Origin of the sequence: Streptomyces scabichelini, assembly GCF_011045015.1 — a bacterium.
Taxonomy (GTDB): domain Bacteria; phylum Actinomycetota; class Actinomycetes; order Streptomycetales; family Streptomycetaceae; genus Streptomyces; species Streptomyces scabichelini.
Window position 1 is genome coordinate 21,403 of record NZ_JAAKZY010000022.1, and the last position, 26,044, is coordinate 47,446.

Below are 26,044 nucleotides of genomic sequence, written 5' to 3' on the forward strand. Positions count from 1 at the left end.
CCGGGTACGTGGTCATGAATCCGTTGCCGTACAAGCGGGCGTTCCGCCACTCACGCAAGGGACGGTTGCGACTCAGGGAAACGGTTCTGGCACCATGCTCATCCGCGGAGGAGTAGCGTGCTCCAATCCGTCACCACTGGTGCGGTCTCAGCGAGAGAACGGGCAATGTCACCGGAATCGGCTTCCTTGGCTCGGCAGCGGGCCGTTGAGGTGAGTGGCAACGCGAGCGTGGTCGAAGGACCACTCCAGGGCTACCACCACGAGACGTATGTGTTTCCGCTGCCCGGAGAGGCCGGGGGGCTGTGGCAGGTCCGCTGGAAATGCCGTGAGCCTCGCATTGGCGCGTTCTGGTTCGACCGGCGCTGCTTCGCTTCGGAAGAGGACCTGGTGGGCGCCCTGCAGGGGCGCATCACGAGCATCCCCGACATCATTCAGGCGGAGACCGTCCCTCTGCAGCGGTTCATCGAGGGAGAGACGCTCGGGTGGCACTACAGAGCGGGGCGGGCGATTCCGTCGTCCGTCTTCGGTCAAATCGTCGAACTCTTCCGGCAGTTGGTCGACATCACCCCGGACACGCTTCTCGCGAAGCGGACGTGTAAGCCCGCGGACCGGGCGACGGACCGCGACACCTCGGGGTTCCTGGAGCGGCTCATCACGTTCACCGAGGAGCGTGTGTACGAGCAGAACCTGGAGGACTTCGGAGGACTGTTCCGCGCGCTCGGCGTGCACGACGTGTCCTTCAAGCACCTCCGTAAGCAAGTGTCCGGTCTGAACGAGCGACCCTTCTGTCTCCTGCACGCCGATCTGCACCGCGAGAACTTCATCCTCGATCCCGAGGGCCGGCTCTGGACGATCGACTGGGAACTGGCGATGCTCGGCGATCCGCTCTACGACCTGGCCACGCACCTCTACCTGATGCGCTACCCGAAGCATCAGGAGGACCGGATGATCGAGCGGTGGTGCGAGGTCGTCGAAGAGGTCAGGACTGGCAGTTCGGCCGGCTGGGAGGAGGATCTGCCGAAGCTGCGCGACTACAAGAAGGCTCAGTCGGTGTTCACCGATGTCATCCGGGAGTCCCTGTCGCTGACCCTTCATCCTGGGCCCCTTGAGCCTCTTGGGGCCGGCCAGGAGCCCGACCCGATCCGCCTCTCCCAGGCGGGCAGAAAAGTCCACAACGTCCTCACCGCCGCCGCCGATCCGCTCGGTCTGGAGACGGTGCCGAGCCCACAGAAGATCAAGGGTGCCCTCGCAGAGTGGTACCGGGATCGCGAGCCCGGAATGAAGCACGCGCAGTAAGGGCGGCGAGATCTCCGACCCGACCCTCTTCCGGTACTTCCCGGTCAAGGAGGACCCTGGGTCTGCACCGGTTCGCCGTTCATGGGCAGGAGGCCGCGTGGATCGTCGACGAGCGGAGCGAGAGGCAGCCGCCTCGGAGCCAAGGTTCGCCGATCAGGCCTACGACAAGTTCGTGGACCTGGCGAAAGAGCACGGGGCGATGAGCGGTGGCCATCACAACCGCAACTATGTGCTGCCGCTGACCGAGGACATGGCCCGTCATGTGCGGCGCGAGGCCGGCACATATGTGACGGTGCGGATCCGCAAGCCCGAGGCGCTGCCGGTAGTGATCAGGACCTGGCAGCACGAGTCGGAGATTCTGAACGCCATCAAGGGCGTCCTGCGCCACGTGCCGGAGTGCCTGGCCGAGCGCGGAGGCTCCGCCGTCCACAGCTATGTGGAGGGTGTCCCCCTCTCCAGCGTGTGTCCGAACGGCAAGCCGGTCGACGGACTGCTGATCAGGGCGCTGGCCGAGCTGCTGGCACAGATGTCACAGGTGCGCAGGGAGGCGTTGCCGCCGCTGCCCGATGCCTGGCCGTGTAACGACAAGGACAGCCAGGGGTTCCTGCGGACGCTGGTGCGCCTTGCGGACCTGCAGATCCGTCAGCCCAATTGGTCTGCTTTCGGCGGGCTGTTCGCGGCCCTGGGTATTCCCGAGGATGCCCTGACCCGTATGGCAGACCGCGTGCCCGCCATGGCTCGCCGCCCGTACAGCCTGCTCCACGCCGATCTCCACCGGGACAACGTGATCGTGACCTACAGCGGTGATCCGCCCCTGATCTGCGTCGACTGGGAACTCGCCCTTTACGGTGACCCTCTGCACGACCTCGCCACGCATCTCGTCCGCATGAGGTATCCCGAGTTCCAGTGGGAAGAGGTCATAGACGCGTGGGCCGAGGCCGTACAGGCAACGCGCCCTCTCGCCGTGAACGGCCTCGCCAAGGACCTGCGCCACTACATCGACTTCGAGCGGGCCCAGTCCGTCTATCCCGATGTGATGCGTGCGGCGAAGTCCCTGGAGGAATCGTTCGACCAGAAGAGCCTGGACGGGGCGACGGCATCGGTGCACCGTGCTCTGGAGGCCGCCGCGAGACCTCTCCGACTCGCCAGTGTGGCGGGCGAGACGGAGATCGAGAGAGTTCTGTTCCGGTGGCAGGCGTCCCGGCGTGATCGGCGGCCGGGCGTCCGGTCGGTCAACGTCCTCAGCTGGGATCCGGATCGGAGGGTGCCGGAGCAACCCGACTTCCCGAAGTCCGCGGTATTCGACGCGTTGATCGCGGAGGGGGCGGCCCCCGCGAGCCGGGTGTTCAAGGGCACCGCACACCTCAACTCGGTGGTCCGGGTGCCGGGTGTCGACTTTCCGGTCGTCGTACGCCGCAAGGTGGCATCGGTCAGCCGCCGAGAGCCCAGATTCCTCAGCGAGCACGCCGTGCTCCAGGCCATCGAACGGTCCCGGGTCGCAGTGAGAGCGCCGCGGGTGCTCGCCCTGGGTATGAGCCATCAGAACGACCCGTTCGCCATCCACACCTATGTCGGTCCGCCCGACGGTGATCAGCCCCCCAGCCATCCGGTGTACGGACTGCTGCCTCATGAGGCGGACGGACTCGTGGACCAGCTCTGCGCACTGACCCAGGTTGATTGCCGCTCTCTGGACCCGATGGGGGAGGCCTGGTATGCACCGAGGTTCTACGACTGGCTGAGCGAGCAACTGGTGGCGCTGGTCCGGGAACTACCCAAGGAATCGAAGCAGGTGGCCCGCGACCTCGGCCTGCCCGATGCCTCCCGGCTCAGGCAGATCCTTTCCGGGCATCGCGTGACACCGCGCCGGCCGGCCCTGCTGCACGGTGACCTGAACCCCTGGAACCTCGTGCGCCGCGACGACGCACTCGCCCTCACCCTCATCGACTGGGAGATGGCGATGGTCGGCGACCCGCTGTACGACCTGGTCCGGCACATGCATCTCACCCCGACCCAGCCGGAGATCCGCGAGCGCATGTTCCGCCGCTGGGCGCGCAGTCTTCCCAGCACGCACACGAGGGACTGGCAGCAGGACTGGCGCGTCTACCGGCGGATCGAGAGCATTCGTTCCGCCTACGTGGATCTCGACCGCCTGGTCACCGGTGACAGCCTCGATGCCCCGAACGTCCGCAGGGCGGTGGACTCGTACGCTGTGACCCTCGCGGTGGCCAAGGGGTCACTCGGACTGCCCACTCGCGCTACCGCGAACCCCTATCTTGCCCGCGCGTTGCCGTACGGAGGCCATGGCAGCATCAGTCGGGCGGGTTCTCTGTGACGTGAGGCGTCCTCGAAGGACGTCACCGGCGGCTCAGCCGCTCCGCTCGCATGCGGCCCCGTGGTGCGTACGCTCGTCCGCATGAGCGACACGGGACTGCGTGACACAGGTCTGCGCGAGCGCAAGAAGCGGCGGATGTACCAGGACGTCTCCGAGGTCGCGATCGGGCTGTTCCTGGAGCGGGGGTTCGACGCCGTCTCCGTCGCCGAGATCGCCGCCGCCGCGGAGATCTCCAAGCCGACCCTCTTCCGGTACTTCCCGGCCAAGGAGGACCTGGTCCTGCACCGGTTCGCCGACCACGAGGACGAGGCCGCGCGGGTCGTTGACGAGCGGGCCGAGGGGCAGTCGCCGCTCGAAGCGCTGCGGGTGCACTTCCTCGACGGGCTGGAGCGGTGTGATCCCGTCACCGGGCTCAATGACGCGGAGCCCGTGCTCGCCTTTCACCGGCTGCTCTACGGGACGCCCTCGCTCGTGGCCCGGCTGTCCGGGTTTCTGGAGCGGTCCGAGGCGGCGCTCGCCCGTGCCCTCGGCGGGGACCTGGAGGCGCGGCTCGCCGCCGGGCAGATTGTCGCCGTGCGGCGGATCCTCGCGATGGAGAACGTGCGGCGGATGACGGCAGGGGAGCGCGCGGAGGAGGTCCGGGCGGATGCTGTCGCCGCGGCCGAGCTGGCCTTTCGGCAGTTGACGACGGGGTTGAAGCGGTTCGCGTGAGCGCGCGGTGGGCCCCAGCCCGCCGCGCCCGCCCACAAGTGAGACTCGATAAGAAATTTAACTCGGTAACGTTTGGTCGTTATCCTTGCTGGAATGACGTCTCCTGAGTCCTCCCTCTCCCCCTCCCTCCACCCCCTCGCCCGAGAACTCGCCCAAGAACGCACCCACCACGACACCTGCCGCGCCGCCCTCGCCGCGATGGTCGAAGGCGCCCAGGAACACGTCGTCACCGGCGAGGACGTCTCCGCCTCCGGAGCCGACGCCGAAGTGCTCGGCTATCAACTGCGCAGCAAGGCAAAGGAGTTGCGTGAGCTGCCCGAAGGGCCGTTGTTCTTCGGGCGGCTGGACTTCGACGCGGGCGAGCACGCCGGGCAGAGCTACCACGTCGGCCGGCTGAGGATCAGCGAACACCCCGCTGCCCCGCCCCTGGTCGTCGACTGGCGCGCTCCCGTCTCGCGCGCCTTCTACCAGGCGAGCGCCGGCGACCCGCAGGGCGTTCGCGTGCGACGCCGGTTCGGCTGGGCACCGGGCAGCCGGGGCGATTCCGCCGACCTCACCGGTCTGGAGGACGAGCACCTGGGGGCGGGGGAGACGCGGCAGCAGAGCCGTATCCAGAGCCGTATCCTCACGGGCGAGATCGAGCGGCCCCGCGTCGGCCCCATGCGCGACATCGCCGCGACCATCCAGCCCGATCAGGACGATCTCGTACGGGGCGACCTGGCCACCTCCGTCTGCGTGCAGGGCGCCCCGGGCACCGGCAAGACCGCGGTCGGGCTGCACCGGGCCGCGTACCTCCTCTATACGTACCCGCGGCGCATCCAGCGCGGCGGCCTGCTGATCCTCGGCCCCAACCGCACCTTCCTCTCGTACATCTCGGAGGTGCTGCCCGCGCTCGGCGAGACGGGTGTGCGGCAGTCGACGGTCGCGGAGGAGATCGCGCGCCATCCCGTGACGGCCACCGACAGGGAAGCGGCCGCCGTCGTCAAGCACGATGCGCGGATGGCGGAGGTGCTGCGCCGGGCGCTGTACGCCCGGGTGGTGACGGCGGGCCTCGACGACCTGGCGGTGCCGGACGGTTCGTACCGCTGGCGGGTGTCGGGTGAGGAGTTGGCGCGGATCGTGGCGGGCGTACGGGGCGAGGAGCCGCCGTACGCCGTCGGACGTGAGCGCGTACGGACGCGGGTCGTGCGGCACATTCAGCGGCAGGCCGAGTTGCGGGCGGGGCCGCCCACGAACGCGTGGATGCGGAAGATCGAGCGGGCGCGAGCCGTCGGCGAGTACGTCGACGCTGTGTGGCCCAGAGTGCGGCCGGAGGAGGTCGTCGCGGAGCTGCTCGCCGATCCGGACGTGCTGGCCGCGGCGGCGGACGGGGTGCTGGACGCGGACGAGCAGAAGGCGGTCCTGTGGGCGCGGCCGCCTCGGTCGTACAAGTCGGCGCGGTGGTCGGCGGCCGATCTCGTACTCCTCGACGAGGTGGCGGGGCTCGTGGAACACCCGGAGGGGTACGGGCACTTGGTGATCGACGAGGCGCAGGACCTGTCGCCGATGGAGTGCCGGGCGATCGGGCGGCGGGCGGCCTTCGGGTCGGTGACCGTGCTCGGCGATCTCGCGCAGGGGACCACGCCGTGGGCCGCCCGCGACTGGGCCGAACTGCTCGGGCATCTGGGGAAGCCGGAGGCCGCGGTGGTGCCGTTGACGACCGGGTTCCGGGTGCCGGGGGCGGTGGTCGAGCTGACGAACCGGCTGCTGGCGCGGCTGGATGTGCGGGTGCCCGCGGCTCGGTCACTGAGGAGTGACGGTGAGTTGCGAGTCCGGCGGGCGAGTCCGGGTGATGTCGTCGCGGAGACCGTCTCGGCCGTACGGGACGCGCTCGCGCACGAGGGGTCCGTCGGGGTCATCGCGGCCGACTCGGACGTCGTACGGGTCCGGGAGGCGCTCGGCGCCGCGGGCATCGGGACGGCGGGGCCCGACGAACTGGGCGCGCGGGTCGCGGTGTTGGGCGCCGGGGTCGCCAAGGGGCTCGAGTACGACCATGTCGTCGCCGTGGAGCCGGCGGCGATCGCGGAGGAAGAGGCGGAAGGCTGGGTGGGGATGAGGATGGGTGCGGGTGCGGGTGCGGGTGCGCGGGGGTTGCGTCGGCTGTATGTGGTGCTGACGCGGGCGGTGTCGCGGCTCGATGTGGTGCATGGGCGGCCGCTGCCGTTCGACTGAGGGCGCTGGACGGCGGCGGAGGGTCGCGCCTGCCCGCCCGCGCCGTCCGGCCGGTGAGCGGCGGCCCCGGCCGGTACGTCGGGCGGCCGATACGCCGGGTGCCGCTCACGGGTTAGGAGTGCTTCCGAACCCCTGTGGTGCTCAGGGGTGCGGTACGTCGAGTACGGGTATCAACTGCTCTTCCTCGTACGCCAGATGGGCTTCGAGCGCGTCCGTGAGGCGTTCGACTTCCTTGCGTACGAGGGTTGCGTCGCCCCCGTTGCCGGGGTCCGCGGTGTCGATGACCGTCTTCAACTCCTCCATGAGCGCGGCGATCTGCTCATGCTCCCGGCCCAGTCGGTCGATGGCCGGGGCGAGTTCGGGATGGCGGTCGGCGAGGAGCGGGAACATGGCGATGTCCTCGCCGGTGTGGTGGTTGTGCAGTCCCTGGCAGAGGGCCAGGCAGTTGACGCGCAGCTGGGCGCCGAGGGTGGTGGTGCCGGGGCTCGCTTCGGCGAACTCCTTGCGGATCAGGGCCAGTTCGCGGCGGAAGGCGTCGTGGACGAGCTTGAGGTACTCGGCCATCGAGGATGCGGTCACGTTCGGCGGGCCGTCGCTGGGGATCTCGTGCAGGGCGACCACGGGGATCACGCGGTCCGTCTTCGCCTGGTACTCGGCCCAGCCCGGGTCGCCCTCGACCGCGCGGGCGAAGGCCTGGTCGCGCTCTTCGCCCTCCAGGACGACGGCCCGTGCCTCGTATATGAACACCCCTGTTTCCACGGTGACTCGGGGGTGGGCGAGGAGGTTGTGGAACCAGTCCGGGTGCTTCGGCGAGCCGCCTGCCGAGCCGATGACCAGGACCCTGCCGTCGCCGTCGGGGAGGTAGCCGAGGGGGGTGGTGTACCGGGTGCCGGAGCGGGCTCCCGTGGTGGTCAGCAGGAGCAGCCGGGCTCCTTCGAAGTAGCCGCCGACCTGGCCGGCGTTGCTGCGGAACTCTTCGATGACTTGCTGATTGAAGTCGTTGGGCATTCTCTTCTTTCTTCTTCGGAGTTCTGTGAGTTCTGCGGATTTCCGCATCAGGGCAGGGCGAATTGCCACGGGGCGGCGAATGGCGCGCTGCCGTGGTGAAGGGAAGGGGAAGGGTGCGCGGATTCCCGACGGAGGGATCCGGGACACATCTGAGATGTACCTGGAAGGAAGTACCAGGAGAAGTACCTGAGATGTACCTGGGATGCGTCCGACACCAGGTGAAGACGTCGCGTGAGCATCGGCAAGGGGCGTACCGGCACGCGGATCACGGAGGAAAACACGCGTGGCGACGCAGCCGCCGTACTCAATACGCGGACTCAGAAAAAGGCGGGCCCCTGGCCCACCCCGACCTCACGCAGAGGCCGGGAACCCAACTCGCTCTTGGCCCATGGCCGACCCGGCAGTCACGGAGAAGACGTTAATGGAATGCGGGCGGTTGAGCAATGCCTTATTTCTGTGAAGACCCGTCGTGCGCCGCGAACTCATCGTCCAAAGGCTCAGCTCCGCAGTGGTTCTGCCAGTCGTCCCAGCAGTCCGGCGACCAGGGCGGTCTGGGCGGGCACGGTGTCGGGGTGGATGAACTCGCCCCGGGCGTGGGCGCCGTCGCCGACCGCGCCCATGCCGCACAGCACGGGCAGGCCGAGGGCGGCGACGAAGTTGGCGTCGCTGGCGCCGCCGACGGAGGCGTCGGGCAAGTCGTCGCGGCCCTGCTCGCGGGCGACCTCGCGGGCGAGGCCGAGGAGCGGGGCGGAGGCGGCGTTGAGGGTCATCGGCGGCCGGTTCCAGGCGTGTTCGATCTCGATGCGGACGCGGGGGTCGCTGACCTTGATGGCGTCCAGTTCGTCGTCGACACGGATCTGTTCGGCCTCGCTGGCGACCCGGATGTCGAGGCCGGCGGTGGCCTGCCCGGCGACGACGTTGGTGGCGGAGCCGCCCTTGATGAGCCCGGTGTTGATCGTGGTGCCCTTGTCGGGGGCGGCAACGGCCGCCGCGGCGACCACGAACTCGGACAGCGCGGTGATCGCGCTCGCCCCGTCCTGAGGCGCGAGCCCGGCGTGCGCCTCGACGCCGGTGGCCGTGACCCGGAAGATTCCGGAGCCCTTGCGGGCGGTCTTGACCGCGCCGTGGGCGGTCGGCTCCAGCACCAGCGTGACGTCGGCCTTCTGCGCGACCTCCTCGATCACCGGCCGCGAGGACAGGGAGCCGATCTCCTCGTCACCGTTGAAGAGAAAGGTGACGGTGGGCACGGGCGCCCCGCTCTCCCGGGCCAGCTTCAGGGCCCAGATCCCTTGCGCCAGGCCGGTCTTCATGTCGAAGATGCCCGGCCCGCTGAGCTTCGCCCGACCGTCGTCGGACGCCTCCGGCTGCTCCCATCCTGCGAGGGTGCCGGTCGGCCATACGGTGTCGTAGTGGCCGACGAGCGCGACGTGCCCGGTGCCGGTGCCGGTGTAGGTCAGAGTGAGGGTGTCGCCGCACTCGCCGCCGGGGTGGCGCTGTTCGTGATCGGGCCGGCCGAGCCGCTGGACGGCCACCTCGCGCAGGAGATCCAGGCCCGCCGCGAGGCCGGGCAGGTCGTAGCTGCTGGTCTCGTGGCGGACGAGGGTCAGGATGTCGGTGACGATCTCCGAAGAGACCTGCTGGGCGCGGGCGGTGAGGGCGGCGGCAGCGGGGGATGCGGGGGATGCGGGCATGATCTGCTCCATCTGCTTTCTCGTACGGAGGTGGGGGGGTGGCGTTCCTTCGCCGAGAGGCCGGAAGGGCGAAGGACGGCAGGGCGAAGGGTGGAAGGGCGGGTTCAGCTGATGCCGAACGGGATGCCCAGCAGGTACCAGGCCACGAAGAACGCGATCCAGACGACCCAGACGACGGCGGCGATCGGGATCGTGAAGGAGGCCAGGGTGCCGATGCCGGCGGACTTGCGATGCTGCTGGATGAAGCCCAGCGCCATCACGAAGTACGGGCTCATCGGGGTGACGCAGTTGGTCACCGAGTCGGCGACGCGGTAGACGGCCTGAGTGGTCGCGGGCTCGATCCCGATGAGCATCAGCATGGGTACGAGGACGGGGGCGGCCAGGGCCCACAGGGCGGAACCGCTGGTGATGACGAGGTTCATGAACGTGATCAGCACGGCGACGCCGACCAGCACGGTCCAGCCGTGCATGTCCACGTCGCGCAGCGTCTCGGCGCCCTTGACGGCGAGGATGTTGCCGATGTTCGTCCACTTGAAGTACGCGAGGAACTGGGAGATCGCGAAGAACAGGACGAGGATCGGCGCCATCGACCGGGTGCCGTCGACCATCGCGGCGATGATGTCGCGGGATGCGGAGAAGGTGCCGGTCATCCGGCCGTAGACGGTGCCGAGCACGGCGAAGAACACGCCCAGGACGAGCGCCATCCCGCCGATCAGTACGGAGTCGACGATGCTGCCGCCCTCGCCGCGCAGTGGTGAGGACGTGGGAATCATGGCCACCGCCAGGAACGCGATGAAGCCGAGGGCGACAAGGCCGGTCACGCGCAGCGCACGGCGCTGCTGCGCGGTCACCTCGATCGCCTCCAGCTCTGCGGCGTTCGGCGCGGCGACCGGCTCGTCGGGCTCCAGGTCCGAGCGGCGGGCGAGGACCTTGTCGACGACGAGGGTGATCACCAGCGCCACGAGGACGGACGAGCCGAGCCCGAAGAAGTAGTTCGCGACCGGGGTGACGACCTGGTCGGCGTCGATGGTGTGGGCGGCGGCGGTGGAGATCGACGACAGCAGTACGTCGGTCGTGGTCAGCGACGGGGAGGCGTCGTAGCCCGCGGAGATCGAGACGTAGGCGACGATGCAGCCGAGCACCGGGCTGCGGCCCGCCGCACGGAAGACCAGTGCGCCGAGCGGGATGAGGGTGACGTAGGCGGCGTCGCCGGCGACATGGCTGACCATGGCCGTCATCGACAGGGCGAAGGTGAGGTACCTGCCCGGCACCCGCGCGACCATGCGGCGCAGCAGCGCCGAGAACAGCCCGCTCCTCTCGGCGACGGCGATACCGAACATCACGGTGAGGATGGTGGCCAGCGGCGGGAAGGCCGCGAAGTTCTCGACGGCTCCCTCGACGGCCATGGTGAGGCCGTCCTTGCTGAGCAGGTTCTCCACCTTGATGGTCTCGTGCGTGCCGGGGTGCACGGCGCTCACGCCGACCGCCGCCAGCACGGCACTGAGGACGGCCACGACCCCCGCGAGGATCCAGAACAGCCAGAACGGGTTGGGCAGTTTGTTACCGATCTTCTCGATCGCCGCGAAACCCCGGAACGCGATACGCAGGACTCTCGACTGTGGCTCGGTCGACTGTGACTCGGTCGGCTGGGGCTGGGGCGGTTGGGGCGGCTGTGGCTGGGCGGAGGTGGCACTCATCGGTACCTCTTCGTGCGATTGAGGGATGTTCCTGCGAACAATGGCACCGCGATGAGAGATTCTCTAGCCCCTGGGTGTAACAGTGGGATTAATCGGCGGTCTAAGGTGGGGCACCATGACCCGTCCTCTCCTCGACGAGCTCGACCGGCGCCTCATCGGGGCGCTGCACCTGGCACCCCGGGCCACCTGGGACGACATCGGCGGGATCCTGACCGCGGACGCCAGCACGCTCAAACGCCGTTACGACCGGTTGCACGAGGCCCGGATGGTCCGCGTGATCGGGCAGGCCGACTGGGGCATGCACTCCACGGCGATGCCGGTCCACGTTTTCCTGGACATCACCGGCGAAACGCCGCTGGCCGTCCTCGACCGGCTCCGTGACCTGCCCCACCTGCAGCTCCTGGCGCAGATCTCCGGCGACTACCCGCTCTACGCGGTCGTCCATGCCCCGTCGGAGGCGGCCACCAGCGAGGCGATCGACCGGATGTTCTCCGTGCCCGGCGTCCGCCGCGTCAACGCTCTGCCCGCCCTCAGCACCCTGCGCCGGGGCATCACGTGGGACCCCCAGTTCCTCGCCGACACCGAGCGGACCGAACTGCTGAAACTGACCGGCGCCCGCCCGGAAGGCGCCGCGACCGCGACACCACCCGCAAAGCCCCTCAGCGAGACCGAGCGCACCGTGGTGACCCAGCTGATCCAGGACGGCAGGGCCTCCGCCGCGAGCATCGCCCGAGCCGCGGGCCTGGCCACCTCCACCGCGCACCGCGTCGTCCGCCGGGTCCTCGACGAACGATGGGTCCAACCGCGCCTGGAGATCGTGTCGGAATGGCTGGGCTTCCAGACCCCCTTCATGCTCCGCCTGCGGGTCGCACCCGGCGAAACCGCCGACGTCATGCGCCGTATCGACCAGCTCCCCCAGACCCGGCTCGTCGCCCACGTGGCCAGCGACATGTCCGTCCTCGCCACCGGCCTGGTCGCCGACCGCTCCACCCTGGCGCTCTTCATCGACAACGAACTCGCCAAGATCCCCGGCATCCTCACGGCCAGCGTCCACGTCATGCTCGCCGAACCGCGCCGCTACTGGCTGGACCGGGACCTGACCTCCGGCCTCGGACCATTCCACGCGCCGACGCTGCTGTAAGCCCCTGATGACGCCGGCCGGCCAAGTCACATCTCAACGGCCGTGGAGACTCTCCCGGTCAGTCCGGCCGCGGTCTGGGTGACGTGCTGGGCCAGTAGTTCGGCCGCGGTGTCGGCGTCGCGGGCCAGCGCCGCCTCCTCCAGCCGGCGGTGCTCACGGGCGTCGTCCCGGTCGGTGCGGCGCGCCGACCAGCGGCGCGCCAGCTCGCTGGCGGTCCACATCCGGTCGAAGGTCTCCAGCAGAACGGGGTTGCCGCAGCCCTCCAGCAGGGTGCGGTGGAATGCCCGGTGGGCTTCGGACCATGCGCTGCTGTAGTACTCGCCCTCCTCCGGCACGTACGCCGGGGTGCGGGCCAGACGGTGGTGGGCCGCTCGTACGCGGGCCTCCCAGTCGACGTCCCCGCGCTCGATGGACATGCGCAGCACGAGCGGTTCGATGGTCCGGCGAGCCTCCGCGATCTCCTGCCAGCGGCGGTCGGAGACGGCCGGGACGGCGAAGCCGCGGTTGGGCAGCCGGTCGGCGAGACCCTCGCCGACCACCCGCACGAGCGCCTCACGCACGACGGCCAGACTCACGCCCTGTTCCTTGGCGAGGTCCTGCGGTTTGAGGGCGTCACCGGGGGCGTACACCCCACGCATGATCGCGTCCCGCAGGTGTGCGTAGACCTGCTCGGAGAGCATCTGCTTCCCCGGTGAGGTCGAGGTGTGGCCCGTCTGAGTCATGCCCTCAGCGTAGACGATCCAATAGATAATCGATTATCAGTGTTATGGTCGATCCAGCGGCCGATGAAAGGCGGCGGCGGTGCCTCTGCGCGATGCCGTGGACCCCGTCGGCCGCATCTCGGCCACCCCACAGCACGGCCTGACGGCCTGAAAGGAACGACGCGATGAGCGCCAACGACCCCTTCGCCCGCCTCCCCGAGGCGGCCTCCTTCACCGTTACCAGCACCACCGTCACCGACGGCGCCGCCTGGTCGCCCGAGCAGTACTCCTCCGGCGTCCCCGGCGGGAAGGACGTCTCCCCGCAGCTGTCCTGGAGCGGCGCCCCGGAAGGCACCAAGAGCTACGCCGTCACCGTCTACGACCCCGACGCCCCCACCGGGTCCGGGTTCTGGCACTGGGCGGTCGCCGACATCCCCGCCACCGTCACCGCGCTGCCCGAGGGCGCCGGCGACGACACCGGTTCGGGCCTGCCCGAGGGCGCCTTCCAACTGCCCAACGACGCCCGGGCGGCCCGCTACATCGGCGCCGCTCCGCCGGCCGGGCACGGCCCGCACCGCTACTTCGTCGTGGTGCACGCCCTCGACGTCGAGTCCATCGGCGTCCCGGCCGACGCCACCCCGGCCGTCCTCGGCTTCACCATGGCCGGCCACATCCTCGGCCGCGCGGTCCTGACCGCCACCGCCGAAACTCCCGCCTGACGGACGGCATGTCCCCACTCATCGACACGACCGGGACGTATCTCCGTACGATCCTGGAGCTCGAGGAGGAAGGCGTGTTCCCCATGCGCGCCCGTATCGCCGAGCGCCTGGACCAGAGCGGCCCCACCGTCAGCCAGACCGTCGCCCGCATGGAGCGCAACGGTCTGCTGCACGTCGCCGCCGACCGGCATCTGGAGCTGACGCAGGAGGGCCGTCGGCTGGCCACGCGCGTGATGCGCAAGCACCGGCTCGCGGAGTGCCTGCTCGTCGACATGATCGGGCTGGAGTGGGAGCAGGCCCACGCCGAAGCCTGCCGTTGGGAGCACGTGATGAGCGAGGCCGTCGAACGCCGCGTCCTTGAGCTGCTGCGGCACCCGACCAAGTCGCCCTACGGCAACCCGATCCCGGGCCTGGAGGAACTCGGCGGGAAGAGCACCGTGGATCCGTTCCCCGACGAGAGCGACGAGAGCATGGTCAGGCTCAGCGACCTCGTTCCCGGGCCGAACGGCGCGAGTGCGGTCGTACGGCGCATCAGGGAGCTGATCCAGACCGACCCCCAATTGATGTACTCCCTGCGGCACGCCGGGGTGCGGCCCGGCGCGGTCGTGAGCGTGACGTCCTCGCCCGGCGGCGTGATGGTCAGCGGCGGCGGGGAGGCCGCCGAAGTCCCCACGCAGACCGCCGCGCACGTCGTCGTGGCCAGGCGCTGAGCCCAGCCGGGCGCCGGCCTGTGCCGTGGCCCGTGCAGGCAGGGGGTGGCCCTCGACCACGATCGTGGTCGAGGGCCACCCGCGCACCTACTGAGCTGGTCGTGGCCCGCCGCCTGAGGCTCAAGTCGCCTGTTGACCCTGCTCGTTGATCATCTTGAACATGGCTTGGGCTGTGTTGTTTTCGGACTCGATCCCGTGGACCTCGGTGCCGTCAAACGTGACTGGTTCGGAGCTGCGGGCGAACATGGCCTGTTCGTACTCGGTGAGCGCGACCTCGATGTCGTCGGGATGCGCGGCGAGGGTCTTGCCCAGTTCGGCGCCGTCGAGCATGGCCAGGTTGGCTCCTTCGCCGTTCGGGGCCGCGAGGTGGGCGGCATCACCGAGCAGCGTCACCCCCGGCTCCCGGCCCCACCGGTGCTCGGCCGGCAAGGCGTGGTGAGGGCGCAGAGCAGGCGCGATATCGGCGTCCGTGATCAGCGCGGTGAGCTCCGGCGCCCAGCCGTCGAACTCCCGCGCGATGCGCGCGGCCGCGGCGGAGGCATCGGTGAAATCGATGGCGGCAAACCAGTCCAGCGGCCGGGACAGTGCCACGTAGGCGTGCAGGGTGTCACCGCTTTCCCGGTGAGCGTGGATCTCCTTGCCCGGCGAGGGCGCGATCATCGACCCGCCGCCGACCACCTTCGCGGAGTCGGTGTGCCGGGTGTCGGCGTCGAACAGGTAGGTCTCGACGAACGACGTGCCGACGTACTCGGGTGCGGCGTCGGAGAGCAGCGGCCGGACCCGCGACCAGGCGCCGTCCGCGCCGACCAGCAGGTTCGTGACGACGGTGCCGCCGTCGGCGAACGTCACCTCATGGCGGCCCTCGCCGAGGGCACGGGTGCCGCTGACCTTGTGCCCCCACCGGACGGTGCCGGCCGGGAGCGAGTCGAGCAGGATCCTTCGCAGCTCCCCGCGCTGCACCTCGGGGCGTCCGCCCGTGCCGTCGTCGGCCATCTCGTGCAGAACGGTCCCGTCCTGCTCGACGAGCCGCATCGTCTGGCGGCCCTCGATGACGATGGCGTGGAACTCGTCCATCAGGCCGGCCGCCTGGAGTGCGAGCTGCCCGTTGTAGTCGTGGATGTCGAGCATCCCGCCCTGCGTGCGTGCCGTCGGGGCGGACTCGGCCTCGTAGACCGTGACCGGGATTCCGTGGACGTGCAGGACGCGGGCCAGGGTGAGTCCGCCGAGTCCGGCGCCGATGATCGTGACGGGGGTGTGCATGGTGGCTCCTCGGGGTCGGGACCGCCCCGTGATCTCCGGCGGCCGATTCCGGAAAGGTGCCAGGCCCCGCCGACAAGCCACTTACATGGGACGGACAGCCCCTGACAGATGACCGACACGCACCCGGAAGGGCGCGCAGCTCGGCGTCTGGATCGATCGTGCTCATGTCCGCGGTCTCGGGTCGCTCCCCACGCTCAGGACGGCGGACCATAGCGGGCAGCGATCGCGGCGGCGCGGTTGCACAGGGAGGTGCGCAGCCACTGCGGGGCCAGGACTTCCGCGTCGGTGGCGTACTGCCACAGGGCCCACTCGGCGTGTCGCGAATCCTGGAAGATCACGTTCAGCCGCAGCCAGCCGTCCGCGTCGGCTTCCTCGACGCACACGGCCAGGGCGGTGCCAACCAGGTGCTCCCGCCGCGCCGGGTCCACCCGTACCAGTACGGCGACCTTGTCACCGCCGGTCCGGAACTGCGCGTTGCGTTCCTGCCAGGCTCGGTCCAGGTCGACGGTGTCCGGTCGCTGCGCGGGTTCGTCGAGTTCCTCGGCGGCCAGCACCCGGGACAGCCGGTAGGTGCGGTCCTCGCCGGCTCTCTTGGCCAGCAGGTAACCCTGTTCCCGTACGGTGACCAGGCCGATCGGGTCCACCGTGCGCCACTTCGGGGCCTGGTCCACTGCCCCATAGTGGATACGCAATCTGTGTCCGGCGAACACCGCGCGCCGGACCTCGGCCACGATGGCGTCGGACATCTCCTCGATGGCCACGCGGCGCGAGAGGAGATCGGTCTCCGGGTCGATGAGTAATCGCTGCGCCGCATCGGCCGCCGTGTCCCGAAGGCCCTCGGGCAACGCGTCGACCACCTTGAGCATGGCCGAGGCGAGCGCCGAACCGAGGCCGAACAGCTGTGCGCCGCGCCGCGATCCGGCGACCAGCAGGGCAAGCGCCTCGTCGTGATTCAGTCCGGTGAGCGCCGTCTGGAAGTCGGGCAACAGCGCGAAACCGCCGTGTCGGCCGCGCTCGGCGTAGACCGGGACGCCGGCCGTGGACAGCGCCTCGATGTCACGCAGCACTGTGCGGGTGGATACCTCCAGCTCGCGGGCCAGTGTCTCCGCGGTCATCCGGCCGCGCTGACGCAGCAGGAGCACCAGGGAAACCAACCGGTCGGCGCGCATGCGAAAACCCTAACCAAATACATGACTGAAGATGTCACCTTTTGCTGGAAGGGTCTGTTACGCGACGACAAAGCCCGGCGAATGCCGGGCCGTTGAACGTACGCAATTCAGCAAACCTAATGGATGGAGCGAGTCGGCGATGGAACGTAACGCGGTCAATCCGGTGACGTGGTCGGTCGAGATGGGCTTCAACCAGGGCGAGGTCGTCTCCGGGCACTCGCGGACCCTGTACATCTCGGGGCAGACCGCGATGAGCAAGGAAGGCAAGCCCGAGCACGACGGTGACATGGCGGCGCAGCTGGCGCTGAGTATCGACAACATCGAGGCGGTGCTCGCCGAGGCCGGCATGTCCCTCCCGAACCTCGTCCGGCTCAACGTCTACACGACCGACGTCGACCTGCTCTTCCATCACTACGGCGTGCTGGCGGGCCGGCTGGGCGCCGCCGAGGTCGCGCCGACCACCACCATGCTCGGTGTGACGCGCCTGGCGATCCCCGGCCAGATGGTCGAACTCGAGGGCACCGCCGTCGCGTGATGTGACCCCTTCTCCTCCAGGAGGATCTCACCGTGCTGCCGACCTCGGCGGGGGAGCGCCGAGGTCGGGACAGTCACCGCTCCCGGACTGCGTAGGTCAGGTGGGTCACCCGCTGCGTCGGCTCCGCGCGGACCGGCTCCAGGGCCACGCGGCCCGCGTCCACGCCCTCGAACAGGCGGATTCCGGAGCCGAACAGTACGGGTGAGAGCGCGATCGAGCACTCGTCGATCAGGCCGGCGTTCACGTACTCCAGGATCGTCGCGCCGCCGCCCGCGATACGGACGTCTCGGTCGCCGGCGGCCTCGCGGGCCTGGTCGAGCGCGCTCTCGATGCCGTCGTTGACGAAGTGGAAGGTGGTCCCACCCGGCCGCTCCCAGGGGTCACGCTTCTCGTGCGTCACGACGAAGACCGGCGTGTGGAACGGCGCCTCCTCCGGCCACGCCTGCTCGCCGGCGTCGAACATGCGCTTGCCCATGACGCTCGCGCCGGTGCGCTCGAACGTCTCCCGCAAGATGTCGTTGTCACGCCCTTCCTCGCCGCCCTCGCCGAGCTTCAGGTTTTCCCGGAAGAACCGCTGCGGGAAGACCCACTGCTGCAGTTCCATCCACTGCTGCCCCATCAGGTCCCCGAGGGACTCGGGCGCGATGAAGCCGTCCAGCGACATGGACACGCTGAAGAACACCTTTCCGGCCATCAGTCCTCAACTCCCTTCCGAACGCTCTCGGTCACGTAGGCAGCAAGGTTGCTCAGGGTCTGCCGGCCGCCCTCGATCGCGTGGTACTTCTCGACCGCCTGGTCGCGCAGTTCCTTGGTGCGGAACACCGTGCGCATCTCGATCCGGGTCGCCGCGCCGTCGGGCGTGAACGTGAGGACCGACTCGAAGGCGTTCGGGTCGCCGCGGGACTCGCCGTGCAGCAGCGCGATCCGCTCCGGCGGGACGATCTCGGTCCAGGAGATCCACTCCTGGTAGTCCGTCCCGTCCGGTCCGTGCATCACGAAGTCCCACTCCCCGCCGACGCGGAACTCGAAGGACCGCGTCGTGGTGGTGAACCCCTCCGGCCCCCACCACCGCGACAGGTGCCGGACTTCGGTGAACGCCTCGAACACCAGCTCCCGTGGGGCACTGATGACCCGGGAGATCACGATCTCGCGGTCGGCCGTCGCGGACTGCGCCCGGCGCTCCTCGTCCTGTCGCGCTCATCAGCTACTCCTCCTGCTTTGCCTGCCTGAGGTCCTGCACGTACGCGTCCAGCCGGTCGAAGCTCTCGTTCCAGAACCGCTCGAACCCGCCGGTCCACTCGTGGACCGGTCGCAGCCCACGGGCGTCCAGGCCGTACAGGCGCTGCTTGCCTGCCTTGCGGTCGCGCACCAGCCCGACCTCCCGGAGCACCCGCAGGTGTTTGGACGCTCCCGGCTGGGTCATCCCCAGCTCCTGGGCCAACTCGGTCACCGGCCGCTCACCCGCCCGCAGCAGCACCAGGATCTCCCGGCGCTGCGGCTCGGCGATCGCGTTGAAGACATCCGACGTCGTCGCTGCTCGTGCCATGGCAGCCATCGTATGCCTATATCGGCATACGTCAAACGGAGAACATCAAGCGGAGAGGATCAAGCGGGTCTTGTCGGATGACGACTGTGACCGCTGTCAGCGGCTGCAGCACGGCAACGGCCGGCGGGTGAGCCGCCACCGGCTGGTGGCCGACGCCACGTCGACGTCATCGCCAACCCGGTGTCGGGCCGCGACATCCGGCGGCTCGTCGCGAGCTCGTCCGTGTTCCCCAACGCCGAGAAGGCCGCATGGGTGGTCCGGCTGACGGCCGGCCGCCGGGGCGCTCGGCGTGGGCCGCGTGCTGGTGTCCACCGACACCCTCGGGGTCTCCGCGGCGGTCCTGCGGGAGTCGCGCCGCCGCGCAGAGGCGGGCGCCCCCGGTCGAAGCTGCGCACCAGCGGGCACGCACCACACCGGGTGGTCGGGGCGGCCGAAGTTGCTGCCGACGACCGTCCAGGTCCCGTCTTCGGCCCGATGGGCGGACAGGGGCGTGGCGCGTGGGGCTCCGGTGCGGTGCCCGGTGGTGCCCAGCACGATGGTGTCCAGGAAGAGGCGGCTCGGCAGCATGCGGCCCCGGGTCAGGCGGTGGATGAGCAGATCGCACTGGGGCAGCACGTGGGCGGCGAGCCGGGTGACGGCGCGGTTGGTGGCAAGGCGGGCGATGAGGGGATGTGTCATGAGCCGGTCTCTTCCGTCCGGTGCGGAACGGGCCGGTACGGCAGGTGCTGGGGCGGGCGTTGGTCGGGCCGGCCGCTCACGGGCCAGGCAGCGCAGGCGCGTTCGGCCATCGCGGTAATGGTGAGTGCCGGGTTGACGCCCAGGTTGGTGGGGACGGTGGAGGCGTCGGCGATGTGCAGGGTCGGGTAGCGGTGGACCCGGTGGTAGAGGTCGGCGACGCTCGTGGCGGGGTCACTGCCGATCGGGCAGCCGCCCATCAGGTGCGCGGTGACCGGCAGCCCCAGGGCGGTGTTCCACAGCAGACCGGCCCGGCCGCCGATGTGCCGGGCGTAGTGGTGCGCCACGGCCTCGGCGGCAGCCAGCCGTACGGGTTCGGGCCCCGGGCTTCCCGGGCGGAAGGTCATCTTCCCGAGGCGGTAGTGGCTGGTCAGGTGTGAGTCGCCTTGTTCCATGGCAAAGAGCACGGCGGTACGACGGCCGAAGTCCCGCCAGGGGAGCCGGGCCGATCGTGCGAGCAACGCTGCGGGATGCGAGCCCGGCCCAAGTCTGCACAGCTGGACCAGCAGGTCCGGGTGTGGTTGCAGCGCGGAGCTGATCGCGACGCCCGGTCCCACGTCGAAGCCTGGCGCGGACACGGTGGCGAACACCTCGCGGTTGGTCCGCGTCCGTGTGCCCAGTGCCTGCGACAGCTTCGGAAGGTGGGGCCGTGAGCGGTGCAGGAGTTCCACGGTCCCCCACGCGCCGCCGGCGAGCACGACCTGATGCGCGGTCAGCACCGCTCGGCGTCGTGTGATGCCGCTGTTCTGGAGCGTGTGCACCTGCCAGGTGCCGTCCGGCTGCGGGAGCAGTCTGCGGGCCTCGGTCAGGTGCCGGATGTCGGCCCCTGACCGTTCGGCCAGATGCAGGTAGTTGTGGTCGAGGGAGTTCTTCGCGCCGGCACGGCAGCCGAGGGTGCAGCGTCCGCATTCCGTGCAGCCGGCCCGAGCAGGCCCGCGGCCGTCGAAGAAGGGGTCGGGCACGGTCCGGTCGGGCGGGCCGAAGTGGATGCCCACGCGGGTGGCGTGGACGCTTGTGGATACCCCGAGTGCATCGGCCGCCAGCCGCAGGACGTCATCGCCCGCCGTCGGCCGGGGCACTTCGGTCGTGCCCAGCATCCGTTCAGCCAGCGCGTAGTACGGGGCGAGTTCCGCCTCCCACTCGAGGGCCGGGTCCCAGCAGGGGGCCCGGAACACCGGTGCGTCGGGCCGGTAGTGCACCCCCGCGTAGACGAGAGACCCGCCACCGACCCCGATGCCCGTCAGGGCGATCAGCCGGCGGCGCACCCGCAGCCGTACGATGCCCCGGCACCCGAGCCAGGGCGCCCACAGCAGGCGATGCGCCTGCCAGGGGGATGCGGCGAAGTCCTCCGGCCGCCACCGCCGCCCGGCCTCGACGACCGTGACGCGGTAGCCCTTCTGCGCCAGACGCAGCGCCGTCACGCTACCGCCGAACCCGGAGCCCACGACGATCACGTCGCACGACCCTGCCCCGCCCCAACCAGTCGTCACAGCCAGTACATTACCGATCGCTGAACGCGATCGTGATCGACCGAGAGAGAGCCCGTGGCTGTTTCCGCGTCTCCCCCCGCCGTGCCGACCGCTCCCGGAGCTCTGCCCCTGCTCGGGCACGGCCTGAGGATGGTGTGTGATCCGCTCGGCTTCATGGCGTCGCTCAACGAGCTCGGCCCCCTGGTGCGGATGCGGGGCCCGGCCTTCACCCCCGATGTCTACGTGGTCAACTCACCGGAACTCCTGCATCAGGTCCTGGTGACCGACGCCCGCAGCTACGCCCAGGGCAGGATCACCGCGGGAATCGGCTCCCAGTTCGGCGTCGGCCTGGTGATGGACATGGACTTCGAGGGACTGACTCTCTTCGCATCGCACCGCCGGCACCGTCGCGCCGTGCAACCGGGTTTCCACCCGCGACGGATCGCCGCCCGGACCCCGGAGGTCCGGCGGGCCACACAGGAAGCCATCGCCCGGTGGCACCCGGGGGAGACGGTCAGGGTGGACAAGGCGATGGCCCAGCTCGCCTACCGGGTCAACGCCCGCGCCGTGTGCGGCGACACCCCGGTCCTCGGTCAGGTGGCGGCCGGCCTCGCGATCCTGTCCTCCCGGACCACCCAAGGCCTGTACTGGCGCCTCGCCCTTCCCGGACTCGCCCACCTCAGGCATGTGCCGGGCACCGGCCGGTTCCGGCGCGCCCTGTCCGATCTGCGCACTGCCGTCGCGGCCGCCCTCGTCCATCACCGCAGCCAGGGCGGGACCGGCGACGATGTCCTCTCCCTGCTCCTGCAAGCCCGCTACGCCGACACCGGCGAAGCGCTCGGCGACCAGCAGATCATCGCCGACACGCTGTTCCTGGTCTGGGCCGCGGTGCACGGCTTGAAGGACGTACTGCCCCATGTCTTCTACGAACTGGCACGTCATCCGGACGTGGAACAGCGTGTGCACGAGGAGATCGACTCCGTTCTCGGCGACCGCCCCGTACAGGCCGAGGACCTGCCCGAACTCGAGTACACCCGGCGCGTCGTCAAAGAGACCCTGCGACTGCACCCGGCAGTCTGGATGCTGGCCCGGCGCAGCCTCGTCCCCGTACGCCTCGGCCCGGTCGAGCTCCCCGCAGGCGCCGAACTCGCCTATTGCACCTACGCGGTTCACCGAAACCCCGCGATCCACCCCGATCCGCTGCGTTTCGATCCCGACCGCTGGCTGCCCGACCGTGCGAAGGCCCTGACACGCTGCGCCGATATCCCCTTCGGCGCGGGGGTACGCAAATGCATCGGCGACGCCCTGACGATGAATCAGATCCTCACCGCCCTGGCCACCATCGCCGGCCGCTGGCAATTGCGCACCGTGCCCGGGCACCGCTACCGGCCGCACGCCCGCGTCGTCATCTCTCCCGGCGAGCTGCCCATGACCTGCCACCCCCGCGGCGCATAGCCCAGGCGACGCGGACCGGGCCCGTTCCACGTTTCCTCGGCCTCGTCCCGCAGCAGCCCTGGCAGCGAACGCACGGTGTCACCGCGAGGGTTCCTCCTCCGCGTACGTAGGACGAAACCGGTACATGACGGTCGGGAACCTGTGTTGCGCCCCGGACGTCACCGAGCGCGGTGGCCCGCCCAGGGCCGCCACAGCCGCGGCCCCCTACTGGTGCGCCGCCTGGCCGGCCGGACACCGGCGGCGGAGCCGGCCGTTCGCGGCGGGACTGCCGGTGCTGCACCCGGCAGTCAACCTCGGCGAGGCGGTTGCAGGGCCGGGTTACGCAGCAGCCGGGAGCCACGGGACCAGCGGGCACCGGATACAGGGCAGCACACCCCATGACCAGCGCTGCCATCGCACAACCCCGGATGGTGCCGCAAATTGAGCGAGCGTACGGCGCAGATGGCCCGGACCGGGCTGCCAGAGGAAGGTCAGGCGACCAGCTGTCGCTGCACTGCCTGGGCGTCGATCAGATAATTCATCTCATAGAAGCGCCCGTTACGAACCTTGTGGAAGGCGTACTCGGCATACTCGACCGTGGCGCCGGTGGGGGGCACGCCGAACCACTCCTTCGCGGGCGTGCCCTTGTTGAACAGACGGGCCGCCACTCGGTCACCGTCGATGGCGAGGTCCTTGACCCGCCAGGTGAAGTCCGGGACCGCGTCGGCGTGGCCCTCCTGGTCCGCGATGACGTCGTCCCGCGTGACCGGGTGGCCGTTCATGATGAGTTCGTCGTGGATGAATTCGGTCATGCGGTGAAACTCATGAGCGTTGAGCGCATCGATGTAGCGCTGGAAGAAATCGCGCAGTTCGGCGTCAGACATGATTGCCTCTCAGTTCCCGGATCGGGGTGTTTCCGGATGGTGATGATGTGCGACGCACTTGCACGGTCTCGCCGTGGCGGCCGTCGCTGAAGGCAGGAATCTCGACTGCGGGTACGTCCGCTCTGGGCGTGCCGGCGGCGCCCTCCCCTGGTTGTCCGCTTCCCTGTGTGTCACCCGTTCCCTGGGTGTCACCCGGCGGTCCGCTCAGATCTGGTTCATTCCGCCGTCGACGTAGAGATTGGCGCCGTAGACGAAGCTGCTGTCCGACGAGGCGAGGAAGGTCACGGCGGCGGCGATCTCGTCGGGGTCGGCGAACCGCTTGGGGGGCAGGCCGGCCGCGACGGTCTCCAGCATCTCCCTGGCGCGATCGCCGAAAGCCGCTTCCCACATGGGGGTGTTCACCGGGCCCGGCGAGATCGCGTTGACCCGGATACCCCGGCTGCCGAGCTCGTCGGCCCAGGCGCGGGCGTAAGCCCGCACGGCCGCCTTCGATGCTCCGTAGGCGCTCATGCCCGCCGCGCCCCCCTCGGCGGCGGTGGAGGCGGTGAGGATCACCGAAGCGCCGTCGTTGAGCAGCGGGAGGGCCTTCTGCACAGTGAGGAAGGTGCCCTTGACGTTGGTGTCGAAGACCGCGTCATGGATGTCCTCGGTGAGCTCGTCCAGCGTCGCGAGGAGGTTGATGCCCGCGTTGGCGAACACCACGTCCAGGCCCTGCCCGTGCTCTCGCACGCGCTCGTACAGGCGGTCCACGTCGGCCGCGACGCTGGCGTCACCGGACACCGCGGTGGCGTTGCCGATGGCGGCGGCGGCCTTCTCCAGCTCGGTTTCGCGCCGGCCGGTGATGAACACGTGCGCGCCCTCGGCCGCGAATCGCTTCGCAGTCGCCAGGCCGATCCCGGCGCTGCCGCCGGTGACGACTGCGGTCTTACCCTCAAGCTGTCCCATGACTATGACCTCCCCAAATTCAAGTACCGATCGGTACCGAACGAGACTGTAACACCTTCCGTACCGACCAGTGCAAAAGAGGTACGATCGATTGCATGGAGACACGACGGAAGGCACCGATCGGCCGACCGAGAGGCTTCGACACCGACCAAGCTCTTGAACACGCCATGCGGGTCTTCTGGGAACAGGGCTACGAAGGCGCCAGCCTCACCGACCTGACCAGCGCCATGGGCATCACCCGGACCAGCATGTACGCGGCCTTCGGCAACAAGGAGGACCTGTTCCGCAAGGCCCTGGAGCGCTACACCGAGGGCCCCGCCTCGTACGGAGCGCGTGCCATGCAGGAGCCGACCGCCCGGCAGGTGGCCACCGCGTTCCTCAACGGCTCCGTCCGGGCCACCACCCGCCCCGGCTGCCCCACCGGATGCCTCGGCGTCCAAGCGTCCCTCGCCGCCGGCGACCCGGGACGCAAGGCCCGCGACGACCTCATCGCCTGGCGCAACGAGCACACCTCCCTCCTCCGCGACCGGTTCAAGCGAGCCGTCGACGAAGGCGACCTGCCCCCCGGCACCGATCCCGGCCTGCTCGCCCGCTACCTCATGACCGTGGCCAACGGCATCGCGGTCCAGGCCGCCAGCGGCACCACCCGCGACGACCTGCAACACGTGGCCGACATGGCCCTCCGGAGCTGGCCACCAGCCACGGGCCCGACTCAGCCGAGCGGCTGAGCCGGCACTGTCCGCCTCGTCCGGGCACGAGCCCCGACCGCAGGCGGGGCACTCCGCCCTGCCGACCAACCTTCGGTGCGACGGAACAGCCAGGTCACCAGTGACCCGACCCGTCTCAGTGAAGGTGAACCAGCGTGATGCTGTGACCTGTGGTGGTTCAGATTGAGCGCGCCGGGCTTGCTGACTTCTACCGGCAGGCAGGGAAAGGCCGCGCCGCGCTCGGCCGGCAGCTCGTGGCAGGTCTCGGGGCGTCTCCGTCTCTGAGCCGCACCCTCGGGCTGATTCCGCGCTCGCGTACGGGCAGTCCGCGCAGCGTGTCACAGACGCCGGCAACGGAAGCGGGGTGAGCACGGCGTGCGCCCGCTTCCCCGCAGCCTCGACCCGCTCGACGACGAGACCCTGATCGGCTTCATCCTCCGCCTCGCCTATCGCAACGGCACGGCATCGGCCCAAGTCGCCGCCAGGATGGGATTGTTGGACGAAGGGAGTGGCAGCGCCGTCATCGTTTCGCCCTGGCTTCTTGCAGACATGGACAAGCCGCGCCTTGTGCGGGTGGCCCGCGCGGCACAGCTGACCGTGGCGGAGGCCGGCACGTTGTTGCTCGCCCCGCTGGGGCAGCGATATGGCCTCCTCAGCCGCCGCTACGGGGAAGGGAAGGACCCCCGGCAGCTCGCCCGGCCCAACCGTTGGGTCTTCATGCGCACCTCTCCGTACTGCCCGCAGTGTCTTGCGGGCTGCGACGCCCCGTCGGCACCTTCCGGACCTGGCCCGAAGCCCGCCCGTACGCAGGCACATCGTTCCTGGCCGCCGTGCTCGACGCCGAGCATGCTTCCCGCACCGCGCAGGCCCAGCCCCTGCTCAACACCACCGGGAAGAAGAAGACCTCCAAGCCCTACACCGCGCCGCCGACCGACTCTCTGGCCACGGGCGCGGTTCTGCAGACCGCGACGCGGTTGCTCCGAGCTGCGGATCCCTGCGAAGCGCGAGAGTCGATGACCCCGCTCGTTCACAGACTTCGCGATGCCGACCGTGCGCTCAGCGTCTACTTGTGCCAGGCCTTGCAAGTACTGCAGGCCCGTCAGTTCCCCTTTGAAGGCGAAGAGCGGCCCTGGTTCCCTCCAG

General features: G+C 69.7%; 24 protein-coding genes. 11 read left to right on the top strand and 13 right to left on the bottom strand.

Translation table 11 applies throughout. The features are described from left to right. Positions 1-228: 228 nt before the first annotated feature. From G5C60_RS09675 to G5C60_RS09690, 4 genes are all read left to right on the top strand, one after another. Positions 229-1,296: a phosphotransferase family protein gene (locus tag G5C60_RS09675; protein ID WP_420907356.1), complete on the top strand. Its 1,068-nt coding sequence runs from the start codon at positions 229-231 to the stop codon at positions 1,294-1,296. 199 nt (positions 1,297-1,495) lie between these two features. Then, positions 1,496-3,628 carry an aminoglycoside phosphotransferase family protein gene (locus tag G5C60_RS09680; protein ID WP_165256965.1) on the top strand — a complete coding sequence of 711 codons (2,133 nt, stop codon included), beginning with the start codon at positions 1,496-1,498 and terminating at the stop codon, positions 3,626-3,628. 96 nt (positions 3,629-3,724) lie between these two features. Further along, positions 3,725-4,339, top strand: coding sequence for a TetR/AcrR family transcriptional regulator (locus G5C60_RS09685; protein WP_165256968.1), 615 nt, complete (start codon positions 3,725-3,727; stop codon positions 4,337-4,339). A 93-nt stretch (positions 4,340-4,432) separates the two neighbouring features. Then, positions 4,433-6,550, top strand: a complete 2,118-nt coding sequence (locus G5C60_RS09690) for a HelD family protein (protein WP_206439303.1) — start codon at positions 4,433-4,435, stop codon at positions 6,548-6,550. A 141-nt stretch (positions 6,551-6,691) separates the two neighbouring features. Here the strand turns inward: G5C60_RS09690 and G5C60_RS09695 are convergent, their stop codons facing one another. The 3 genes from G5C60_RS09695 to G5C60_RS09705 form a co-directional block, all read right to left on the bottom strand. Then, positions 6,692-7,558, bottom strand: coding sequence for a nitroreductase/quinone reductase family protein (locus G5C60_RS09695; protein WP_165256866.1), 867 nt, complete (start codon positions 7,556-7,558; stop codon positions 6,692-6,694). A gap of 497 nt (positions 7,559-8,055) precedes the next feature. Then, positions 8,056-9,249, bottom strand: coding sequence for a M20 family metallopeptidase (locus G5C60_RS09700; protein ID WP_165256868.1), 1,194 nt, complete (start codon positions 9,247-9,249; stop codon positions 8,056-8,058). A gap of 104 nt (positions 9,250-9,353) precedes the next feature. Further along, positions 9,354-10,946, bottom strand: coding sequence for an AbgT family transporter (locus G5C60_RS09705; protein ID WP_165256871.1), 1,593 nt, complete (start codon positions 10,944-10,946; stop codon positions 9,354-9,356). A gap of 115 nt (positions 10,947-11,061) precedes the next feature. Here G5C60_RS09705 and G5C60_RS09710 point away from each other — a divergent pair, with 115 nt between their 5' ends. Next, positions 11,062-12,087, top strand: a complete 1,026-nt coding sequence (locus tag G5C60_RS09710) for an Lrp/AsnC family transcriptional regulator (RefSeq protein WP_165256873.1) — start codon at positions 11,062-11,064, stop codon at positions 12,085-12,087. A 26-nt stretch (positions 12,088-12,113) separates the two neighbouring features. Here G5C60_RS09710 and G5C60_RS09715 read toward each other — a convergent pair whose 3' ends face one another. After that, complete coding sequence (locus G5C60_RS09715; RefSeq protein WP_165256875.1) at positions 12,114-12,809, bottom strand: GntR family transcriptional regulator; 696 nt, start codon at positions 12,807-12,809, stop codon at positions 12,114-12,116. 164 nt (positions 12,810-12,973) lie between these two features. Here G5C60_RS09715 and G5C60_RS09720 point away from each other — a divergent pair, with 164 nt between their 5' ends. Both G5C60_RS09720 and G5C60_RS09725 read left to right on the top strand, forming a co-directional pair. Next, on the top strand, positions 12,974-13,507 hold the full coding sequence (locus tag G5C60_RS09720) for a YbhB/YbcL family Raf kinase inhibitor-like protein (RefSeq protein ID WP_165256878.1): 534 nt from the start codon (positions 12,974-12,976) through the stop codon (positions 13,505-13,507). 8 nt (positions 13,508-13,515) lie between these two features. Continuing rightward, the gene (locus G5C60_RS09725; protein WP_165256880.1) at positions 13,516-14,217 is read left to right on the top strand and encodes an iron-dependent transcriptional repressor DtxR; all 702 of its coding nucleotides are present in this window, start codon (positions 13,516-13,518) and stop codon (positions 14,215-14,217) included. 120 nt (positions 14,218-14,337) lie between these two features. Here G5C60_RS09725 and G5C60_RS09730 read toward each other — a convergent pair whose 3' ends face one another. Both G5C60_RS09730 and G5C60_RS09735 read right to left on the bottom strand, forming a co-directional pair. Then, on the bottom strand, positions 14,338-15,477 hold the full coding sequence (locus tag G5C60_RS09730; protein ID WP_165256882.1) for an FAD-dependent oxidoreductase: 1,140 nt from the start codon (positions 15,475-15,477) through the stop codon (positions 14,338-14,340). A gap of 194 nt (positions 15,478-15,671) precedes the next feature. Then, the gene (locus G5C60_RS09735; protein ID WP_165256885.1) at positions 15,672-16,646 is read right to left on the bottom strand and encodes a helix-turn-helix transcriptional regulator; all 975 of its coding nucleotides are present in this window, start codon (positions 16,644-16,646) and stop codon (positions 15,672-15,674) included. A 139-nt stretch (positions 16,647-16,785) separates the two neighbouring features. Here G5C60_RS09735 and G5C60_RS09740 point away from each other — a divergent pair, with 139 nt between their 5' ends. After that, positions 16,786-17,181 carry a RidA family protein gene (locus G5C60_RS09740; RefSeq protein WP_165256887.1) on the top strand — a complete coding sequence of 132 codons (396 nt, stop codon included), beginning with the start codon at positions 16,786-16,788 and terminating at the stop codon, positions 17,179-17,181. A 73-nt stretch (positions 17,182-17,254) separates the two neighbouring features. On the opposite strand, the gene G5C60_RS09745 is transcribed toward G5C60_RS09740, so the two are convergent. The 5 genes from G5C60_RS09745 to G5C60_RS09765 form a co-directional block, all read right to left on the bottom strand. Beyond that, positions 17,255-17,875: a dihydrofolate reductase family protein gene (locus tag G5C60_RS09745; RefSeq protein ID WP_165256890.1), complete on the bottom strand. Its 621-nt coding sequence runs from the start codon at positions 17,873-17,875 to the stop codon at positions 17,255-17,257. Then, complete coding sequence (locus tag G5C60_RS09750) at positions 17,875-18,324, bottom strand: SRPBCC family protein (RefSeq protein WP_338145762.1); 450 nt, start codon at positions 18,322-18,324, stop codon at positions 17,875-17,877. The genes G5C60_RS09745 and G5C60_RS09750 overlap by 1 nt, the downstream gene beginning before the upstream one ends. A gap of 61 nt (positions 18,325-18,385) precedes the next feature. Beyond that, positions 18,386-18,727 (bottom strand): ArsR/SmtB family transcription factor, encoded by a 342-nt coding sequence (locus G5C60_RS09755; protein ID WP_165256894.1) that lies wholly within the window; start codon positions 18,725-18,727, stop codon positions 18,386-18,388. A 96-nt stretch (positions 18,728-18,823) separates the two neighbouring features. Further along, complete coding sequence (locus tag G5C60_RS51005) at positions 18,824-19,405, bottom strand: nitroreductase/quinone reductase family protein (protein WP_206439304.1); 582 nt, start codon at positions 19,403-19,405, stop codon at positions 18,824-18,826. Further along, positions 19,402-20,952, bottom strand: coding sequence for an FAD-dependent oxidoreductase (locus G5C60_RS09765; RefSeq protein ID WP_165256896.1), 1,551 nt, complete (start codon positions 20,950-20,952; stop codon positions 19,402-19,404). The genes G5C60_RS51005 and G5C60_RS09765 overlap by 4 nt, the downstream gene beginning before the upstream one ends. A gap of 153 nt (positions 20,953-21,105) precedes the next feature. Here G5C60_RS09765 and G5C60_RS09770 point away from each other — a divergent pair, with 153 nt between their 5' ends. After that, positions 21,106-22,386 (top strand): cytochrome P450, encoded by a 1,281-nt coding sequence (locus G5C60_RS09770; RefSeq protein WP_165256898.1) that lies wholly within the window; start codon positions 21,106-21,108, stop codon positions 22,384-22,386. A 470-nt stretch (positions 22,387-22,856) separates the two neighbouring features. Here G5C60_RS09770 and G5C60_RS09775 read toward each other — a convergent pair whose 3' ends face one another. Beyond that, a complete protein-coding gene (locus G5C60_RS09775; RefSeq protein ID WP_165256900.1) occupies positions 22,857-23,249 on the bottom strand; it encodes an ester cyclase in 393 nt (130 codons plus the stop codon). Positions 23,250-23,453: 204 nt separating this feature from the next. Next, the gene (locus G5C60_RS09780; protein ID WP_165256902.1) at positions 23,454-24,194 is read right to left on the bottom strand and encodes an SDR family NAD(P)-dependent oxidoreductase; all 741 of its coding nucleotides are present in this window, start codon (positions 24,192-24,194) and stop codon (positions 23,454-23,456) included. Between the two features lie 95 nt (positions 24,195-24,289). Between G5C60_RS09780 and G5C60_RS09785 the strand changes: the two genes are divergently transcribed. Beyond that, the gene (locus G5C60_RS09785) at positions 24,290-24,922 is read left to right on the top strand and encodes a TetR/AcrR family transcriptional regulator (protein WP_165256904.1); all 633 of its coding nucleotides are present in this window, start codon (positions 24,290-24,292) and stop codon (positions 24,920-24,922) included. 354 nt (positions 24,923-25,276) lie between these two features. Further along, positions 25,277-25,918 carry a TniQ family protein gene (locus G5C60_RS51735; RefSeq protein WP_338145763.1) on the top strand — a complete coding sequence of 214 codons (642 nt, stop codon included), beginning with the start codon at positions 25,277-25,279 and terminating at the stop codon, positions 25,916-25,918. Positions 25,919-26,044: the final 126 nt, after the last annotated feature.

What these genes read in the sequence shown, in the direction of transcription:
- G5C60_RS09680 (WP_165256965.1), top strand. Translation starts at nt 1,496, where the DNA reads ATGAGCGGTGGCCATCACAACCGCAACTATGTGCTGCCGCTGACCGAG.
- G5C60_RS09690 (WP_206439303.1), top strand. Translation starts at nt 4,433, where the DNA reads ATGACGTCTCCTGAGTCCTCCCTCTCCCCCTCCCTCCACCCCCTCGCC.
- G5C60_RS09695 (WP_165256866.1), bottom strand. Translation starts at nt 7,558, where the DNA reads ATGCCCAACGACTTCAATCAGCAAGTCATCGAAGAGTTCCGCAGCAAC.
- G5C60_RS09700 (WP_165256868.1), bottom strand. Translation starts at nt 9,249, where the DNA reads ATGCCCGCATCCCCCGCATCCCCCGCTGCCGCCGCCCTCACCGCCCGC.
- G5C60_RS09705 (WP_165256871.1), bottom strand. Translation starts at nt 10,946, where the DNA reads ATGAGTGCCACCTCCGCCCAGCCACAGCCGCCCCAACCGCCCCAGCCC.
- G5C60_RS09710 (WP_165256873.1), top strand. Translation starts at nt 11,062, where the DNA reads ATGACCCGTCCTCTCCTCGACGAGCTCGACCGGCGCCTCATCGGGGCG.
- G5C60_RS09715 (WP_165256875.1), bottom strand. Translation starts at nt 12,809, where the DNA reads ATGACTCAGACGGGCCACACCTCGACCTCACCGGGGAAGCAGATGCTC.
- G5C60_RS09720 (WP_165256878.1), top strand. Translation starts at nt 12,974, where the DNA reads ATGAGCGCCAACGACCCCTTCGCCCGCCTCCCCGAGGCGGCCTCCTTC.
- G5C60_RS09725 (WP_165256880.1), top strand. Translation starts at nt 13,516, where the DNA reads ATGTCCCCACTCATCGACACGACCGGGACGTATCTCCGTACGATCCTG.
- G5C60_RS09730 (WP_165256882.1), bottom strand. Translation starts at nt 15,477, where the DNA reads ATGCACACCCCCGTCACGATCATCGGCGCCGGACTCGGCGGACTCACC.
- G5C60_RS09735 (WP_165256885.1), bottom strand. Translation starts at nt 16,646, where the DNA reads ATGCGCGCCGACCGGTTGGTTTCCCTGGTGCTCCTGCTGCGTCAGCGC.
- G5C60_RS09740 (WP_165256887.1), top strand. Translation starts at nt 16,786, where the DNA reads ATGGAACGTAACGCGGTCAATCCGGTGACGTGGTCGGTCGAGATGGGC.
- G5C60_RS09745 (WP_165256890.1), bottom strand. Translation starts at nt 17,875, where the DNA reads ATGGCCGGAAAGGTGTTCTTCAGCGTGTCCATGTCGCTGGACGGCTTC.
- G5C60_RS09755 (WP_165256894.1), bottom strand. Translation starts at nt 18,727, where the DNA reads ATGGCACGAGCAGCGACGACGTCGGATGTCTTCAACGCGATCGCCGAG.
- G5C60_RS51005 (WP_206439304.1), bottom strand. Translation starts at nt 19,405, where the DNA reads ATGACACATCCCCTCATCGCCCGCCTTGCCACCAACCGCGCCGTCACC.
- G5C60_RS09770 (WP_165256898.1), top strand. Translation starts at nt 21,106, where the DNA reads ATGGCGTCGCTCAACGAGCTCGGCCCCCTGGTGCGGATGCGGGGCCCG.
- G5C60_RS09775 (WP_165256900.1), bottom strand. Translation starts at nt 23,249, where the DNA reads ATGTCTGACGCCGAACTGCGCGATTTCTTCCAGCGCTACATCGATGCG.
- G5C60_RS09780 (WP_165256902.1), bottom strand. Translation starts at nt 24,194, where the DNA reads ATGGGACAGCTTGAGGGTAAGACCGCAGTCGTCACCGGCGGCAGCGCC.
- G5C60_RS09785 (WP_165256904.1), top strand. Translation starts at nt 24,290, where the DNA reads ATGGAGACACGACGGAAGGCACCGATCGGCCGACCGAGAGGCTTCGAC.